Source organism: Pseudomonas sp. KU26590 (assembly GCF_026153515.1).
Lineage (GTDB): Bacteria > Pseudomonadota > Gammaproteobacteria > Pseudomonadales > Pseudomonadaceae > Aquipseudomonas.
In genome coordinates this window covers 4,938,738-4,954,048 of the sequence record NZ_CP110644.1, presented here as the reverse complement: position 1 = coordinate 4,954,048, position 15,311 = coordinate 4,938,738, and the positions used below count along the sequence as shown (strand labels likewise).

12 protein-coding genes and 3 tRNA genes are annotated in these 15,311 nt (G+C 58.3%); 12 read left to right on the top strand and 3 right to left on the bottom strand.

Annotated features, from left to right (window positions below):
- Positions 1–9: 9 nt before the first annotated feature.
- The 3 genes from OKW98_RS22050 to OKW98_RS22040 all read left to right on the top strand — a co-directional run bounded on the left by OKW98_RS22050 (position 10) and on the right by OKW98_RS22040 (position 3,055).
- On the top strand, positions 10–810 hold the full coding sequence (locus tag OKW98_RS22050; protein ID WP_265389813.1) for a carbohydrate ABC transporter permease: 801 nt from the start codon (positions 10–12) through the stop codon (positions 808–810).
- 11 nt (positions 811–821) lie between these two features.
- The gene (locus tag OKW98_RS22045) at positions 822–1,094 is read left to right on the top strand and encodes a DUF2160 domain-containing protein (RefSeq protein ID WP_037013651.1); all 273 of its coding nucleotides are present in this window, start codon (positions 822–824) and stop codon (positions 1,092–1,094) included.
- 155 nt (positions 1,095–1,249) lie between these two features.
- Positions 1,250–3,055, top strand: a complete 1,806-nt coding sequence (locus tag OKW98_RS22040) for an ABC transporter substrate-binding protein (protein WP_265386652.1) — start codon at positions 1,250–1,252, stop codon at positions 3,053–3,055.
- Positions 3,056–3,156: 101 nt separating this feature from the next.
- Here the strand turns inward: OKW98_RS22040 and folD are convergent, their stop codons facing one another.
- Complete coding sequence (gene folD / locus OKW98_RS22035; RefSeq protein ID WP_265386651.1) at positions 3,157–4,011, bottom strand: bifunctional methylenetetrahydrofolate dehydrogenase/methenyltetrahydrofolate cyclohydrolase FolD; 855 nt, start codon at positions 4,009–4,011, stop codon at positions 3,157–3,159.
- A 310-nt stretch (positions 4,012–4,321) separates the two neighbouring features.
- Between folD and OKW98_RS22030 the strand changes: the two genes are divergently transcribed.
- From OKW98_RS22030 to OKW98_RS21990, 9 genes are all read left to right on the top strand, one after another.
- Positions 4,322–4,398 (top strand) — tRNA-Arg (locus OKW98_RS22030).
- A gap of 59 nt (positions 4,399–4,457) precedes the next feature.
- Positions 4,458–4,533 (top strand) — tRNA-His (locus OKW98_RS22025).
- Positions 4,534–4,590: 57 nt separating this feature from the next.
- Positions 4,591–4,675 (top strand) — tRNA-Leu (locus OKW98_RS22020).
- Positions 4,676–5,048: 373 nt separating this feature from the next.
- On the top strand, positions 5,049–6,359 hold the full coding sequence (gene tig, locus OKW98_RS22015; protein ID WP_265386650.1) for a trigger factor: 1,311 nt from the start codon (positions 5,049–5,051) through the stop codon (positions 6,357–6,359).
- A 91-nt stretch (positions 6,360–6,450) separates the two neighbouring features.
- Positions 6,451–7,092 carry an ATP-dependent Clp endopeptidase proteolytic subunit ClpP gene (clpP, locus tag OKW98_RS22010; protein WP_237254941.1) on the top strand — a complete coding sequence of 214 codons (642 nt, stop codon included), beginning with the start codon at positions 6,451–6,453 and terminating at the stop codon, positions 7,090–7,092.
- 115 nt (positions 7,093–7,207) lie between these two features.
- Positions 7,208–8,491: an ATP-dependent Clp protease ATP-binding subunit ClpX gene (gene clpX, locus OKW98_RS22005; protein WP_037013640.1), complete on the top strand. Its 1,284-nt coding sequence runs from the start codon at positions 7,208–7,210 to the stop codon at positions 8,489–8,491.
- A 201-nt stretch (positions 8,492–8,692) separates the two neighbouring features.
- Positions 8,693–11,089: an endopeptidase La gene (lon, locus tag OKW98_RS22000; protein WP_237254940.1), complete on the top strand. Its 2,397-nt coding sequence runs from the start codon at positions 8,693–8,695 to the stop codon at positions 11,087–11,089.
- Between the two features lie 136 nt (positions 11,090–11,225).
- Entirely contained in the window at positions 11,226–11,498 is a 273-nt protein-coding gene (locus tag OKW98_RS21995; RefSeq protein WP_003183171.1) for an HU family DNA-binding protein, read from the top strand.
- A 239-nt stretch (positions 11,499–11,737) separates the two neighbouring features.
- Positions 11,738–13,612: a SurA N-terminal domain-containing protein gene (locus tag OKW98_RS21990; RefSeq protein ID WP_265386649.1), complete on the top strand. Its 1,875-nt coding sequence runs from the start codon at positions 11,738–11,740 to the stop codon at positions 13,610–13,612.
- Positions 13,613–14,212: 600 nt separating this feature from the next.
- Here OKW98_RS21990 and OKW98_RS21985 read toward each other — a convergent pair.
- Positions 14,213–14,494 carry a hypothetical protein gene (locus OKW98_RS21985; protein ID WP_265386648.1) on the bottom strand — a complete coding sequence of 94 codons (282 nt, stop codon included), beginning with the start codon at positions 14,492–14,494 and terminating at the stop codon, positions 14,213–14,215.
- Between the two features lie 3 nt (positions 14,495–14,497).
- The gene (gene fabI / locus OKW98_RS21980) at positions 14,498–15,292 is read right to left on the bottom strand and encodes an enoyl-ACP reductase FabI (RefSeq protein WP_265386647.1); all 795 of its coding nucleotides are present in this window, start codon (positions 15,290–15,292) and stop codon (positions 14,498–14,500) included.
- Positions 15,293–15,311: the final 19 nt, after the last annotated feature.

Sequence of the window (15,311 nt, the reverse complement as noted above, 5' to 3'; positions counted from 1 at the left end):
CGCGAGAAAGTGTCGTTCAAAAAGCTCATACCGCTTTGGATCTACCTGCTGTTTCTGCTGGTGCCGATCTACTGGCTGGTCAACATGTCGTTCAAGACCAACACCGAAATCCTCGGCGGTCTGACCCTGTTCCCACAGGACTTCACGGTGGCGAACTACAAGGTGATCTTCACCGACGAAAGCTGGTACAGCGGCTACATCAACTCGCTGTACTACGTCTGCCTGAATATGGTGATATCGCTGAGTGTCGCATTGCCAGCGGCGTATGCGTTTTCCCGCTATCGTTTCCTCGGCGACAAACACCTGTTCTTCTGGCTCCTGACCAACCGGATGGCGCCGCCTGCGGTTTTCCTGCTGCCGTTCTTCCAGCTGTACTCGTCCATCGGCCTGTTCGACACGCACATTGCGGTAGCGTTGGCGCACTGCCTGTTCAACGTGCCGCTGGCGGTGTGGATCCTGGAAGGCTTCATGTCCGGGGTGCCCAAGGAGATTGACGAAACCGCCTACATCGATGGCTACAGCTTTCCCAAGTTCTTCGGCAAGATTTTCATCCCGCTGATTGGCTCGGGCATCGGTGTGACGGCGTTCTTCTGCTTCATGTTCTCCTGGGTCGAATTGCTGCTGGCGCGCACGCTGACCTCGGTCAACGCCAAGCCGATTGCGGCGGTCATGACCCGCACCGTTTCGGCGTCGGGGATCGATTGGGGGGTGCTGGCAGCGGCGGGGGTGTTGACCATTCTGCCGGGCATGCTGGTGATCTGGTTCGTTCGTAATCACGTGGTCAAGGGCTTTGCTCTTGGTCGTGTCTGAGGAGTCGAAAAATGGAGTGGATGTCCTGGACCCTGCCAACTGCTATTTTCTTTGCGTCCATCGCTGCCATTCTGGTTGCGATGACGGCCTGGGAACTGCGCTCGGCGAGCATTGAGCGTCGTGGTTTTCTGCCGATTGCCACGACACGCGGCGATCGTCTGTTCATCGGCCTGCTCGGAAGCGCCTACCTGCACCTGCTGGTGATTGGCGCGACGAGCTGGAATATCTGGGTGGCCTCCGGGTTGTCTCTGGTCTGGCTGTTGGTGGTGATGCGTTGGGGTTGAAGAAAAGCGAAATGTAGCTGTAGGTGCGCTCGCTCGAAGGCGGTGTGTCAGGGGATTCGTCCTGTACAGGCAGACCGCATTCGCGGGCAAGCGCGCTCCTACAGAGGAAGATGCGAGCAAGTTGGATCACATAAGAATCAACACAAGAGGTGTCTATGTTCAATAAGAAAAACAAGCTGCGACATAGTGTGACGGTAGCGACGATGGTAATGCTCAGTGGCTTGAGCGTTTCGGCATGGGCCGATCAGTACGAGGATGCCGCCAAGAAGTGGGCCTCCAGCGAGTTCAAGCCGACCACGCTGTCCGATGCCGATCAGCTCAAGGAGCTGGAGTGGTTCATCAAGGCGGCGGAGCCGTTCCGCGGCATGGACATCAAGGTGGTTTCCGAAACCTTGACCACCCATGAATACGAATCCAAAACCCTGGCCAAGGCGTTCACCGAAATCACCGGCATCAAGGTCACCCACGACCTGCTGCAGGAAGGCGACGTGATCGAGAAGCTGCAGACCGCGATGCAGTCTAACCAGAGTATCTACGACGGCTGGGTCAACGACTCCGACCTGATCGGTACGCACTTCCGCTACGGCAAGGCGATGTCTCTGACCGACCTGATGGCCAGCCCGGAAGGATCGAAAGTCACTTCTCCGACGCTCGACATCAAAGACTTCATCGGCACCTCGTTCACCACGTCGCCTGAAGTCAAAGACGCGTCCGGCAAAGTCGTCACGCCGGCCAAGCTCTACCAACTGCCTGACCAGCAGTTCGCCAACCTGTACTGGTTCCGCGCCGACTGGTTCGAGCGTCCTGATCTGAAAGAGAAATTCAAAGCCAAATACGGCTACGAGCTGGGCGTTCCGGTGAACTGGTCCGCCTATGAAGACATCGCCAAGTTCTTCAGCGAAGACGTCAAGGAACTTGACGGCAAGAAAGTCTACGGCCACATGGACTACGGCAAGAAAGACCCGTCCCTGGGCTGGCGCTTCACCGATGCCTGGTTCTCCATGGCCGGCAGCGGCGACAAAGGCTTGCCGAACGGCTTGCCGGTCGACGAGTGGGGCATTCGCGTAGAAGACTGCCATCCGGTCGGTTCAAGCATCACCCGCGGCGGCGACACCAACGGCCCTGCCGCTGTCTACGCCACCCAGAAGTACATCGACTGGCTCAAGGCTTACGCGCCGCCTGAAGCTGCAGGCATGACATTCTCCGAGTCCGGCCCGGTGCCGTCCCAGGGTAACGTCGCTCAGCAGATCTTCTGGTACACCGCTTTCACCGCTGACATGACCAAGCCAGGTCTGCCGGTCATGAACGCCGACGGCACGCCGAAATGGCGGATGGCCCCATCGCCTAAAGGTCCGTACTGGAAAGAGGGCATGAAGCTGGGTTATCAGGACGTCGGCTCCTGGACCTTCCTCAAGTCCACCGAAGAGAAGAAGCGCCTGGCCGCCTGGCTCTACGCGCAGTTCGTGACGTCGAAATCCGTCTCGCTGAAGAAGACCATCGTGGGCCTGACGCCGATTCGCGAATCGGACATCAACTCCAAAGAGATGACCGCCTTGGCGCCGAAACTCGGTGGTCTGGTCGAGTTCTACCGCAGCCCGGCCCGCGTGCAATGGTCGCCAACCGGCACCAACGTTCCGGATTATCCGAAGCTGGCTCAGTTGTGGTGGAGTCACGTGGCTGAAGCCGTCACCGGCGAGAAAACCGCGCAGGCGGCCCTCGACGGTCTGGCCAAGGATCAGGATGCAATCATGACCCGCATCGAGCGCTCCAAGGTGCAGGAAGCAAGTGGTTGCGCGCCGAAGATGAACCCGGAAACCTCGGCCGAAGAGTGGTACACCAAAGCCGAGAAGAGCAACGGTGCCTTCCTCGCGCCGCAACGCAAACTGGCCAACGAGAAGCCCAAGGGCGAAACCATCGCTTACGCGGACCTCTTGAAGAGCTGGGAAGCGGGCAAGAAGTAACCTGCGCAGGGCTAGATCCGGCGAAAAATCCGGCGCATAAAAAAACGGCACCCTCGGGTGCCGTTTTTCATGTGCGTGCTTTGGTGCGCAGGCTTGAATGATCAGCCGTGCAGTGTCTCAGCCGCGTACAACGTGTTTTCCAGCAGGCAGGCGCGGGTCATCGGGCCGACGCCGCCTGGCACCGGCGTGATCCAGCCGGCGCGGGGCAGGGCGGTTTCGTACACCACATCGCCCACCAGCTTGCCGTCATCCTGACGGTTGATGCCGACGTCGATGACGATCGCGCCTTCCTTGATCCACTCACCCTTGACCAGACCCGGCTTGCCCGCTGCCACGACCACCAGATCAGCGCGACCGACGTGTCCGGCCAGGTCCTGGGTGAAGCGATGGGTCACGGTCACGGTGCAGCCCGCCAGCAGCAGTTCCATCGCCATCGGACGACCGACGATGTTGGAAGCGCCCACGACGACGGCGTCCTTGCCGTACAGATCGACCCCGGTGCTTTCCAGCAGGGTCATGATGCCCTTGGGCGTGCAAGGGCGCAGCAGCGGAATGCGCTGAGCCAGCCGACCGACGTTATAGGGGTGGAAACCGTCGACGTCTTTGTCCGGGCGAATGCGCTCCAGCAGGCTGGACGATTCCAGATGCTCCGGCAGCGGCAATTGCAGCAGGATGCCGTCGATGGCCGGGTCGTCGTTGAGGCGATCGATCAGATCGGTCAGTTCGGTCTGGGTGGTTTCACTGGGCAGGTCATAGGCCTGGGAGATGAAGCCGACCTCTTCGCAGTCTTTGCGTTTGTGCGAGACGTAAACCTGAGAGGCGGGGTCGCTGCCGACCAGAATCACCGCAAGGCCTGGCGTGCGCAGGCCTTGCTCGTGACGCTGGGCGACTCGTTGAGCGATCTGCTGGCGCAGGTTGGCTGCGATCGCTTTGCCGTCTATTAGTTTTGCAGTCATTACGCGTGATTAACCATCGGAAGGGGAGGGAAAAAGAGCGCGCATTCTCGCATGACCTGACGCAAGGGCAAAGACGGTTGGTCCGCTTAATAAGCTAAGCCCTTTAATTAACTGAATTTTTTAGAAAAAAGTGTTGACGACCTTTTGGACCGTCTATAAGATTCGTCGCACTTGTCGGGCACAACCCCACACAGGATAAGCCGGTAACGGCAAATCAGGTCGAAAGGTTGAATAAGTCAGGTAGAGTTAAGATCGGCTCAGCGTGATTGAAAGCTCTTAATTTGCAGTCTCACGAAGGCAAATGAAATAAGTGCCCGTAGCTCAGCTGGATAGAGCATCCGCCTTCTAAGCGGATGGTCGCAGGTTCGAGTCCTGCCGGGTGCGCCATTAGGCAGCTTTGGCACAAGTAGCATTCAAATTGAATGCGTCGGTTACAACGCAATATGGTGGGCGTAGCTCAGTTGGTAGAGCACGGGATTGTGACTCCCGTTGTCGAGGGTTCGATCCCCTTCGTCCACCCCATATTCGAAAAGGCGCCAGATTCATAATCTGGCGCCTTTGCTTTAAGCGCTTCAAAACGCGGATGTGGTGGAATTGGTAGACACACTGGATTTAGGTTCCAGCGCCGCAAGGTGTGAGAGTTCGAGTCTCTCCGTCCGCACCAGTTACAAATCTCGCGACACCTTGGGTGTTGAGGGATGAAAGAAGGCCGCCTTGTGCGGCTTTTTTTGTTTCAGCGTGCTGCTTTTTAACGCGGTGCAAGCTTGACGGGTCCATGACACAGGGCTCGTCCGGTGTGCTTCCAGGGACTGGATCATGTTTCGGTCGTCCTTTTGCTTCCTTTATATAGGGGCGTATCAGGTGCGTTCCAGACACCTCCCGCAGGTTGAAACATTCGTCTGCGATTCCCGGGCTGCATGCCACTTCATTTACCCTTGTTCAGTAGGGTGACTTCTTGAGTTTGACCCACTAGAATGCTTGCCCTTGATTCTGGGGTCGGAAACGGCCGGCTAACGTCTGTGCAACGAGGAATATCAATGCAAGTTTCTGTTGAAAACACTTCCGCTCTCGAGCGCCGCATGACCATTGGCGTGCCCGCTGAGCGCATCGAGACTGAAGTCAACAAGCGTCTGCAGCAGACCGCACGTAAAGCCAAGATCCCGGGCTTTCGCCCAGGCAAAGTGCCTATGAGCGTGATCCGCCAGCGTTACGAAGACGGTGCTCGTCAAGAAGCACTGGGCGACCTGATCCAGGCGACCTTCTACGAAGCAGTCGTCGAGCAAAAGCTGAACCCGGCTGGCGCACCTTCCGTCGAGCCAAAAACCTTCGAAAAGGGCAAGGACCTCGAGTACATCGCTACTTTCGAAGTGTTCCCTGAATTCACCGTTGCCGGTTTCGAGTCCATTTCCGTCGAGCGTCTGTCGGCTGACGTTGCTGATTCCGATCTGGACAACATGCTGGAAATCCTGCGCAAGCAGAACGTCAGCTTCGAAGTCGCTGACCGCGCTGCGCAAAACGAAGACCAGCTGAACATCGACTTCGTCGGCAAGATCGACGGTGAAGCGTTCGCTGGCGGTTCGGCCACCGGTACTCAGCTGGTGCTGGGTTCGGGTCGCATGATCCCGGGCTTCGAAGACGGCCTTGTTGGCGCCAAAGCGGGCGAAGAGCGCGTTCTGAACCTGACTTTCCCAGAGGATTATCAAAATCTGGAACTGGCTGGCAAAACCGCCGAGTTCACCGTCACGGTCAACACTGTGTCGGCACCGACCCTGCCTGAGCTGAACGAAACGTTCTTCAAGCAGTTCGGCATCAAGGAAACCAACATCGAAGGCTTCCGCACCGAAGTTCGCAAGAACATGGAGCGCGAGCTGCGTCAGGCCATCAAGTCCAAGGTCAAGAATCAGGTAATGGATGGTCTGCTGGCCGCCAACCCGATCGACGTGCCTAAAGCGCTGCTGGAAAACGAAGTGAACCGTCTGCGCGTTCAGGCTGTTCAGCAGTTTGGTGGCAACATCAAGCCTGACCAACTGCCGGCAGAGCTGTTCGAAGAGCAGGCCAAGCGCCGCGTCGAGCTGGGTCTGATCGTGGCTGAAGTCGTCAAGCAATTCGACCTCAAGCCTGACGACACCCGCGTTCGCGAGCTGATCCAGGAAATGGCTTCCGCTTATCAGGAGCCAGAGCAGGTCGTGTCGTGGTACTACAAGAACGAACAGCAAATGAACGAAGTTCGTTCGGTTGTGCTGGAAGAACAAGTTGTGGATACTGTTTTGCAGAAAGCGAGCGTGACCGACAAAGCGGTCTCGTACGAAGAGGCAGTCAAGCCGGTTGAAGCTCCACAAGCCGACTGATTTCCTTCTCTCGTTCGAAAACACCATAAGCCAGCCTTCGCGCTGGCTTATGCGTATTCAAGACATGACTATTTGGGAGTGAATGCGAGACATGTCCCGCAATTCTTATATTCAGCAGAACTCTGACATCCAGGCCGCTGGCGGCCTGGTCCCGATGGTTATCGAGCAGTCCGCCCGTGGCGAGCGTGCCTATGACATCTACTCCCGCCTGCTCAAGGAACGCGTCATCTTCCTGGTCGGTCCGGTTGAAGACTACATGGCCAACCTCATCTCGGCGCAGCTGTTGTTCCTTGAAGCGGAAAACCCGGACAAGGATATCCATCTCTACATCAACTCCCCAGGCGGTTCGGTGACTGCGGGCATGGCGATCTACGACACCATGCAGTTCATCAAGCCGGACGTTTCCACGACCGTCATGGGCCAGGCGTGCAGCATGGGCGCTTTCCTGTTGGCCGGTGGCGCCAAGGGCAAGCGGTTCGCACTGCCGAACTCCCGCGTCATGATTCACCAGCCGTTGGGCGGTTTTCAGGGTCAGGCGTCGGATATCGACATCCACGCCCGGGAAATCCTGTTCATCCGTCAGCGTCTGAACGAACTGCTGGCGCACCACACTGGCCAGACGCTCGAAGCGATCGAACGCGACACCAACCGCGACAATTTCATGAGCGCAGAACGCGCTGCTGAATATGGTCTGGTGGACTCGGTCATCGATCGGCGTCAAATGACCAAATGACTGCGTGACGGGCAATGATCCCGGGCGGCTGATACATCCGTGCCGCCTGTGGACTTGAAAAATCGAGCAATTGCCCTCATCTTGTGTTGCAAGCCTACCGGATTGGATCGATCGAATGACTGACACCCGCAACGGCGAGGACAACGGCAAACTGCTTTATTGCTCCTTCTGCGGCAAAAGCCAGCATGAAGTGCGCAAGTTGATTGCCGGCCCCTCGGTATTTGTTTGTGACGAGTGCGTCGACCTGTGCAACGACATCATCCGCGAGGAGGTGCAGGAAGCACAGGCCGAGAGCAGCGCGCATAAACTGCCATCGCCTAAAGAAATCAGCGGCATCCTTGACCAGTACGTCATTGGTCAGGAACGTGCCAAAAAGGTTCTCGCAGTAGCGGTGTACAACCACTACAAGCGACTGAACCAGCGCGACAAGAAAAACGACGACGTTGAACTGGGCAAGAGCAACATCCTGCTGATCGGCCCGACGGGCTCCGGCAAGACCCTGCTGGCGGAGACGCTCGCTCGTTTGCTCAACGTTCCGTTCACCATTGCCGACGCCACCACCCTGACCGAAGCCGGTTATGTGGGTGAGGACGTCGAGAACATCATTCAGAAGCTGTTGCAGAAGTGCGATTACGATGTCGAGAAGGCCCAGATGGGCATTGTCTACATCGACGAAATCGACAAGATTTCGCGCAAGTCCGACAACCCTTCCATCACTCGTGATGTGTCGGGCGAAGGCGTGCAGCAAGCCTTGCTGAAGCTGATTGAAGGCACCGTGGCTTCCGTTCCGCCCCAAGGTGGTCGCAAGCACCCACAGCAGGAATTCCTGCAGGTGGACACGCGCAATATCCTCTTCATCTGTGGCGGTGCGTTCTCTGGCCTCGAAAAGGTCATCCAGAATCGCTCTACCAAAGGCGGCATCGGCTTCAACGCTGAAGTCCGCAGCAAGGAAGAGGGCAAGAAGGTCGGCGAGTCCCTGCGTGAAGTCGAGCCTGACGATCTGGTCAAGTTCGGTCTGATCCCGGAATTCGTGGGTCGTCTGCCTGTACTGGCGACGCTGGACGAGCTGGACGAAGCTGCGCTGATGCAGATTCTGACCGAGCCGAAGAACGCGCTGACCAAGCAATACGGCAAGCTGTTCGAGATGGAAGGCGTGGACCTCGAGTTCCGCCCGGACGCGTTGAAATCGGTTGCCCGTCGTGCGCTTGAGCGCAAGACCGGTGCTCGCGGTCTGCGCTCCATCCTCGAGGGCGTTCTGCTCGACACCATGTACGAGATCCCGTCGCAATCCGACGTGAGCAAGGTGGTGATCGACGAGAGCGTGATCGAGGGCACCTCCAAGCCGCTGTTGATTTACGAAAACAGCGAGCCACCTGCCAAGGCGGCACCCGACGCGTAGCCTGCTGGCAACGCACCGGGCGACTGGAAACGAAAAGGGCCCTCGGGCCCTTTTCGCGTTTCTTTCAAAGCCGGTCCGCGTTTCAGCGTGCTTTCGGTTTAACTCAAAGCGACGCTTGTTTTTTTAAGGTTCAACCCCCATCTTGATTTTCAGCTTATTTATATCTGTCCTTGGCCTGAAGGCCGCCGTAGAGGCGAAATCATGAAGACGACTATTGAACTGCCTCTCTTGCCACTGCGCGATGTTGTGGTTTATCCGCATATGGTTATCCCGCTGTTCGTGGGGCGCGAGAAGTCGATCGAGGCCCTTGAAGCGGCGATGACCGGCGACAAGCAGATTTTGCTGCTGGCGCAACGAAACCCGGCCGACGACGATCCTGGTGAAGACGCGCTGTACAACGTTGGTACCGTCGCCACCGTGCTGCAGCTGCTGAAGCTGCCGGACGGCACTGTGAAAGTTCTGGTCGAAGGCGAGCAGCGTGGCTCGGTCGAGCGCTTCATTGAGGTCGACGGCCATTGCCGCGCCGAAGTGGCGCTGATCGATGAAGTCGACGCGCCCGATCGTGAATCCGAAGTTTTCGTGCGCAGCCTGCTGGCTCAGTTCGAACAATACGTACAGCTGGGCAAAAAAGTCCCGGCTGAAGTGCTTTCCTCCCTCAACAGCATCGATGAGCCGGGTCGTCTGGTCGACACCATGGCCGCCCACATGGCGCTGAAGATCGAGCAGAAGCAGGAAATCCTCGAGATCATTGACCTGTCTGCCCGTGTCGAACACGTGCTGGCGTTGCTGGATGCCGAAATTGACCTGCTGCAGGTCGAGAAGCGCATCCGCGGTCGCGTGAAAAAGCAGATGGAGCGCAGTCAGCGCGAGTACTACCTGAATGAGCAGATGAAGGCCATTCAGAAGGAGCTCGGCGACAGCGAAGAAGGTCACAACGAAATCGAAGAGCTGAAAAAGCGCATCGATGCCGCCGGCCTGCCCAAAGACGCAATGACCAAAGCGACCGCCGAGCTGAACAAGCTCAAGCAGATGTCGCCGATGTCTGCCGAGGCCACTGTTGTTCGCTCCTACATCGACTGGCTGGTTCAGGTGCCGTGGAAGGCCCAGAGCAAAGTGCGTCTGGATCTGGCCCGCGCCGAGGACATCCTCGACGCCGACCACTACGGTCTGGACGAAGTCAAAGAGCGGATCCTCGAATATCTCGCCGTGCAAAAACGCGTGAAGAAAATTCGCGGTCCGGTGCTGTGCCTGGTCGGTCCTCCTGGCGTGGGTAAAACCTCGCTGGCCGAGTCGATTGCTCACGCCACCAATCGCAAGTTCGTCCGTATGGCCCTGGGCGGCGTGCGCGATGAAGCTGAAATTCGCGGCCACCGTCGCACCTACATCGGTTCGATGCCAGGTCGTTTGATCCAGAAGATGACCAAGGTCGGTGTTCGCAACCCGCTGTTCCTGCTCGATGAAATCGACAAGATGGGCAGCGACATGCGCGGTGACCCGGCGTCGGCGTTGCTGGAAGTGCTCGACCCCGAGCAGAACCACAACTTCAACGACCATTACCTGGAAGTCGACTACGACCTCTCCGACGTGATGTTCCTGTGCACTGCCAACTCGATGAACATTCCGCCGGCGCTGCTCGACCGTATGGAAGTCATCCGTCTGCCCGGCTACACCGAAGACGAGAAGATCAACATCGCGACCAAGTACCTCTCGCCCAAGCAGATCGCTGCCAATGGCTTGAAGAAAGGCGAGATCGAGTTCGAGGTCGAGGCGATTCGCGACATCATCCGTTACTACACCCGTGAAGCGGGCGTGCGTAGCCTTGAGCGTCAGATTGCCAAGGTCTGCCGCAAGGCGGTCAAGGAACACGCCCACGAGAAGCGTTTTTCCGTGGTTGTGACGGCGGATATGCTCGAGAACTTCCTCGGCGTGCGCAAATTCCGTTATGGCCTGGCCGAGCAGCAGGATCAGGTCGGTCAGGTGACCGGTCTGGCCTGGACGCAGGTCGGCGGCGAGCTGCTGACCATCGAGGCAGCAGTTGTTCCGGGCAAAGGTCAATTGATCAAGACCGGTTCGCTGGGCGATGTCATGGTCGAGTCGATCACTGCCGCGCTGACCGTGGTGCGCAGCCGCGCCAAGAGCCTGGGCATTCCCCTGGACTTCCACGAGAAGCGCGACACGCACATCCATATGCCGGAAGGCGCGACGCCGAAAGACGGCCCGAGCGCAGGCGTGGGCATGTGCACGGCGCTCGTGTCTGCCCTGACGGGGATTCCGGTCCGCGCCGACGTCGCCATGACGGGTGAAATCACCCTGCGTGGACAGGTGCTGGCCATCGGTGGTCTTAAGGAAAAATTGCTGGCCGCTCACCGTGGTGGCATCAAGACAGTGATCATCCCGGAAGAGAATGTTCGCGATCTGAAGGAGATCCCGGACAACATCAAGGCTGACCTGCAGATCAAACCGGTTAAATGGATTGACGAGGTCCTCCAAATTGCGCTGCAATACGCGCCGCAACCCTTGCCGGATGTGGCTCCCGAGATGGTTGCCAAGGATGAAAAGCGCGAGTCTGACGCCAAGGGCAGGATCAGCACGCATTAGTCTGGGAGGCCTTCCTTGACAGGTTTTTGGAGCCCTTGCTATAAAGCGGCTCTTCAAGCCTGTTCAGGCCGCACAGTGTTCGTTTGGTTACACCCAAAAAAACTTAGAAATACTCAAATATATAAGGGGACTTAGAGTGAACAAGTCGGAACTGATTGATGCCATCGCCGCATCCGCTGACATCCCGAAAGCTGCTGCCGGCCGTGCGCTGGACGCTGTAATCGAATCCGTCACTGGCGCTCTCAAGGCTGGCGACTCTGTTGTACTGGTAGGCTTCGGCACTTTCTCCGTCACTGATCGTCCTGCCCGTACCGGCCGTAACCCTCAGACCGGTAAAACCCTGGAAATTCCAGCGGCCAAGAAACCAGGCTTCAAAGCCGGTAAAGCTCTGAAAGAAGCCGTCAACTAAGTTTCTTTTTACTTTGCCCGCCCAGGACAGGGTCATCTCTGTTCGGGGCGTGAAGCGGCACGTGCGGTTGGTCAAGCGCTGGACTGTCACTCGGGGAACGCACATCGAACCCCGTCCGCTTTGCTAGTTACGAGAAGGCGCATCCTCGGATGCGCCTTTCTTCTATCCGGATTCAACCCACGCTCCGCGTTACCGTGTGCAGCAGCCTGGTGAGTCGAGTACAACCCTCTGGGGGATACATGCTGCAGAATATCAGGGACAATTCACAGGGCTGGATTGCCAAAACCATCATCGGGGTCATCATCGCTCTGATGGCCCTGACCGGGTTCGATGCCATTTTCCGCGCTACCAGCCACTCGCAGGATGCTGCGAAGGTCAATGGCGAGGAAGTCACCCAGGCTGAACTGGGTCAGGCAGTTGAAATGCAACGCCGCCAGCTGATGCAACAGCTGGGCAAGGATTTCGATCCTGCGATGCTCAACGAAAAGATGCTGCGTGATTCGGCCCTCAAGGGCTTGATCGACCGCAAGCTGCTTTTGCAAGGCGCCGCCGATTCGAAATTCGGTTTCTCGGAAGCCGCGCTGGATCAGCAGATGTTGATGACGCCGGAATTTCAGGTCGACGGTAAATTCAACGCCGATCGCTTCGATCAGGTCATTCGCCAGCTCGGCTACTCCCGTCTGCAATTCCGCCAGATCCTGGGCCAGGAAATGTTGATCGGCCAGATTCGTGCCGGTATCGGCGGCAGTGCGTTCGTCACTGACGCCCAGGTCGACGCGTTTGCCCGCCTGGAAAAACAGACCCGCGATTTCGCGACGCTGACCCTGCCGGCTGATCCGTCGAGCGTGAAAGTCACCGACGACGAGATCAAGGCGCACTACGATCAGCACGCGAAAGAGTTTCTGAGTCCGGAGCAAGTGGTACTCGACTTCATCGAGCTGAAGAAGTCTTCGTTCTTCGACAAGGTGTCGGTGAAGGATGAAGACCTGCAGGCGGCTTATCAGCAAGAGATCGCCAACCTGGCCGAGCAGCGCCGTGCGGCGCACATCCTGATCGAAGTCAACGACAAGACCACGGATGCTCAGGCGAAAGCCAAGATTGAAGAAATCCAGCAGCGTGTGGCCAAGGGCGAAGATTTCGCTGCGCTGGCCAAGGAGTTCTCTCAGGATCCCGGCTCGTCGACCAAGGGCGGTGACCTGGGCTACGCCGGCAAGGGCGTCTATGACCCGGCCTTTGAAGACGCGCTGTACGCGCTGAACAAGGATCAGGTGTCCGCGCCTGTTCGCAGTCAGTTCGGCTGGCACTTGATCAAGCTGCTGGGCGTCGAAGCACCGTCGGTACCGACCCTCGCCAGTCTGAAAGAGAAGCTGACCCACGAGCTGAAGTCTCAGCAGGTCGAGCAGAAGTTCGTCGATGCGAGCAAGAAGCTGGAAGACGCGGCGTTTGAAGCGTCGGATCTGTCGCAGCCGGCTCAGGACCTGGGTCTGAAAGTGCAGACGACCGCGCCGTTCGGTCGTGAGGGTGGCGAAGGCATTGCAGCCAACCGGGCGGTGATTCAGGCGGCTTTCAGCCCGGAAGTGATGGAAGAGGGTTCCAACAGTTCTGCGCTGGAGCTGGATCCGGAGACTGTGGTTGTGGTGCATGTCAAAGAGCACCGTCAGCCTGAGCAGTTGCCACTGGAATCTGTGTCGGCGCCGATTCGTGCGCAATTGGCGAAAGAACATGCCAGCGATGCGGTGAAGGCCAAGGGCGAGGCGCTGCTGGCAGGCCTGCGTGACGGCAAGGTGCCGTACGCGGCGACCAAGCAGGAAGGCCAGAGCTGGAAGGTCGTGGAAGCGGCCTCACGCAGCCAGGAGGGTATTGATCCTCAGGTGCTGCAGGCAGTGTTCCGTATGCCGAAGCCGGAAGGCAAGGACAAGCCGGTTTATGGCAGCCAGACGGCAGCGGATGGCAGCTTTGTGATTGTGCGTCTGAACGGCGTGAATCAGGCGGCTCCGGCGTCGGATGAGGAGAAGAGCCAGTACCGTCGTTTCTTGTCATCCCGTGAGGGGCAGCAGGATTTCGCGGCCTACCGTAAGCAGTTGGAAGCAGCGGCGAAGATCGAGAAATATTGATCGACGCAGAACGCTGTTAACAGAAAGCCCCGGCTCGTGAGAGTCGGGGCTTTTTTGTGTCTTGTGTGAAAGGGCAGGATCAAAGGCGTCGGCCTAACGGCCTCGGGTTTCGCCTTCGGCGAGTTACTTGAAAAAGCCCCAAGTAACCAAGGGCTTGTGCTCCTGGTTGGGCCCTTCCTTCGTCAGAGTTCCCTCACTCCGGTCTCGCTCCGTGGGCCCGCTGCCATCCGCCATCCATGGCGGGGGGCAGCTCTCGCCGCATCCATGCGGCTCGGCCCACTGCGCGAGACCTGCGTTCAGCCTGCACCCAAGTCGCGATTGGCGGTGACTGGACTTCCTGCGTAGGAAGATCAAAAGCAATCAAGATCAACAGCTTCCCGGCTAAAGCCGGTCCCACTAGGTGCCCGCGGTGCTTCCGTGGGACCGGCTTTGATCGTTCCCACGCTCCGCGTGGTAACGCCGCCCCCGACGCTCTGCGTCCCTCGGACGACGCATATTCAGGCCGGGGAGGTGACGCGGAGCGTCACGGGATGCATTCCCACGCAGAGCGAGGGAACGATCAAAGATCACCTAAACAACGCGCACCCCGTGGGACCGGCTTTAGCCGGGAAGCTGTTGCTGTTGATCTTGATCTTGATCTTGATCTTGATCTTGATCTTGATCTTCTACGCGGTAGCCCGGACGCCGCCGAAGGCGAAACAGTTCTGCCGTTAGGCAGAACCCAATGAACGCCGCCCGAGTATCGGCTGAACCCAAGGCGAAAAAAAACGGCAGATCATCCAGCCACAGGGCCGTCTGATCCACCGCTTTCGCCAGCGAGCCGGCGCTTACAGGTCTTGCGTCAGTCTTCGGAACGTCGCCACTCCGAAACCAGGCAAGCAACCATCAACCTTCCAGATCACCCATCGCCGTGGTATTGAAACCACCGTCGACGTACATGATCTCGCCACTGACACCGGACGCCAGGTCAGAACACAAGAAAGCGCCCGCGTTACCCACTTCTTCAATGGTCACGTTGCGACGCAATGGAGTCTGGGCTTCGTTCGCTGCCAGCATCTTGCGGAAGTTCGAAATACCCGAAGCCGCGAGGGTACGGATCGGGCCAGCCGATACCGCGTTGACGCGGGTGCCTTCCGGGCCGAGGCTGCGGGCCAGGTAACGAACACCGGCTTCAAGGCTGGCCTTGGCCATGCCCATCACGTTGTAGTTCGGCATGGTGCGCTCGGCGCCCAGGTACGACAGGGTCAGCAGGCTGCCGTTGCGGCCCTTCATCAGGTCGCGGCCGGCCTTGGCCAGAGCCACGAAGCTGTAGGCGCTGATGTCGTGAGCGATACGGAAACCTTCGCGGGTGGTGGCTTGCGTGAAGTCACCGTCCAGTTGGTCGCCCGGCGCGAAGCCGACGGAGTGCACGATGCAGTCCAGGCCGTCCCACTGCTTGCTCAATTCTTCGAAGACCTTGGCAATTTCTTCGTCGCTGGCGACGTCGCAAGGGAAGCACAGGTCAGCGTTGGAACCCCAACTCGCGGCGAATTCCTCGACGCGCTTTTTGAGTTTTTCGTTCTGATACGTGAAGGCAAGTTCAGCGCCCTCGCGGTGCATGGCGGCAGCGATACCGGATGCGATGGACAATTTGCTGGCGACACCGACGATCAGGACGCGCTTACCGGCGAGAAAACCCATTGTTTTGTTCCTCTTCAGG

Bases quoted from the DNA above. Each gene is read 5' to 3' on its own strand.
- OKW98_RS22045 (WP_037013651.1), top strand. From the start codon at position 822: ATGGAGTGGATGTCCTGGACCCTGCCAACTGCTATTTTCTTTGCGTCC.
- OKW98_RS22040 (WP_265386652.1), top strand. From the start codon at position 1,250: ATGTTCAATAAGAAAAACAAGCTGCGACATAGTGTGACGGTAGCGACG.
- folD (WP_265386651.1), bottom strand. From the start codon at position 4,011: ATGACTGCAAAACTAATAGACGGCAAAGCGATCGCAGCCAACCTGCGC.
- tig (WP_265386650.1), top strand. From the start codon at position 5,049: ATGCAAGTTTCTGTTGAAAACACTTCCGCTCTCGAGCGCCGCATGACC.
- clpP (WP_237254941.1), top strand. From the start codon at position 6,451: ATGTCCCGCAATTCTTATATTCAGCAGAACTCTGACATCCAGGCCGCT.
- clpX (WP_037013640.1), top strand. From the start codon at position 7,208: ATGACTGACACCCGCAACGGCGAGGACAACGGCAAACTGCTTTATTGC.
- lon (WP_237254940.1), top strand. From the start codon at position 8,693: ATGAAGACGACTATTGAACTGCCTCTCTTGCCACTGCGCGATGTTGTG.
- OKW98_RS21990 (WP_265386649.1), top strand. From the start codon at position 11,738: ATGCTGCAGAATATCAGGGACAATTCACAGGGCTGGATTGCCAAAACC.
- fabI (WP_265386647.1), bottom strand. From the start codon at position 15,292: ATGGGTTTTCTCGCCGGTAAGCGCGTCCTGATCGTCGGTGTCGCCAGC.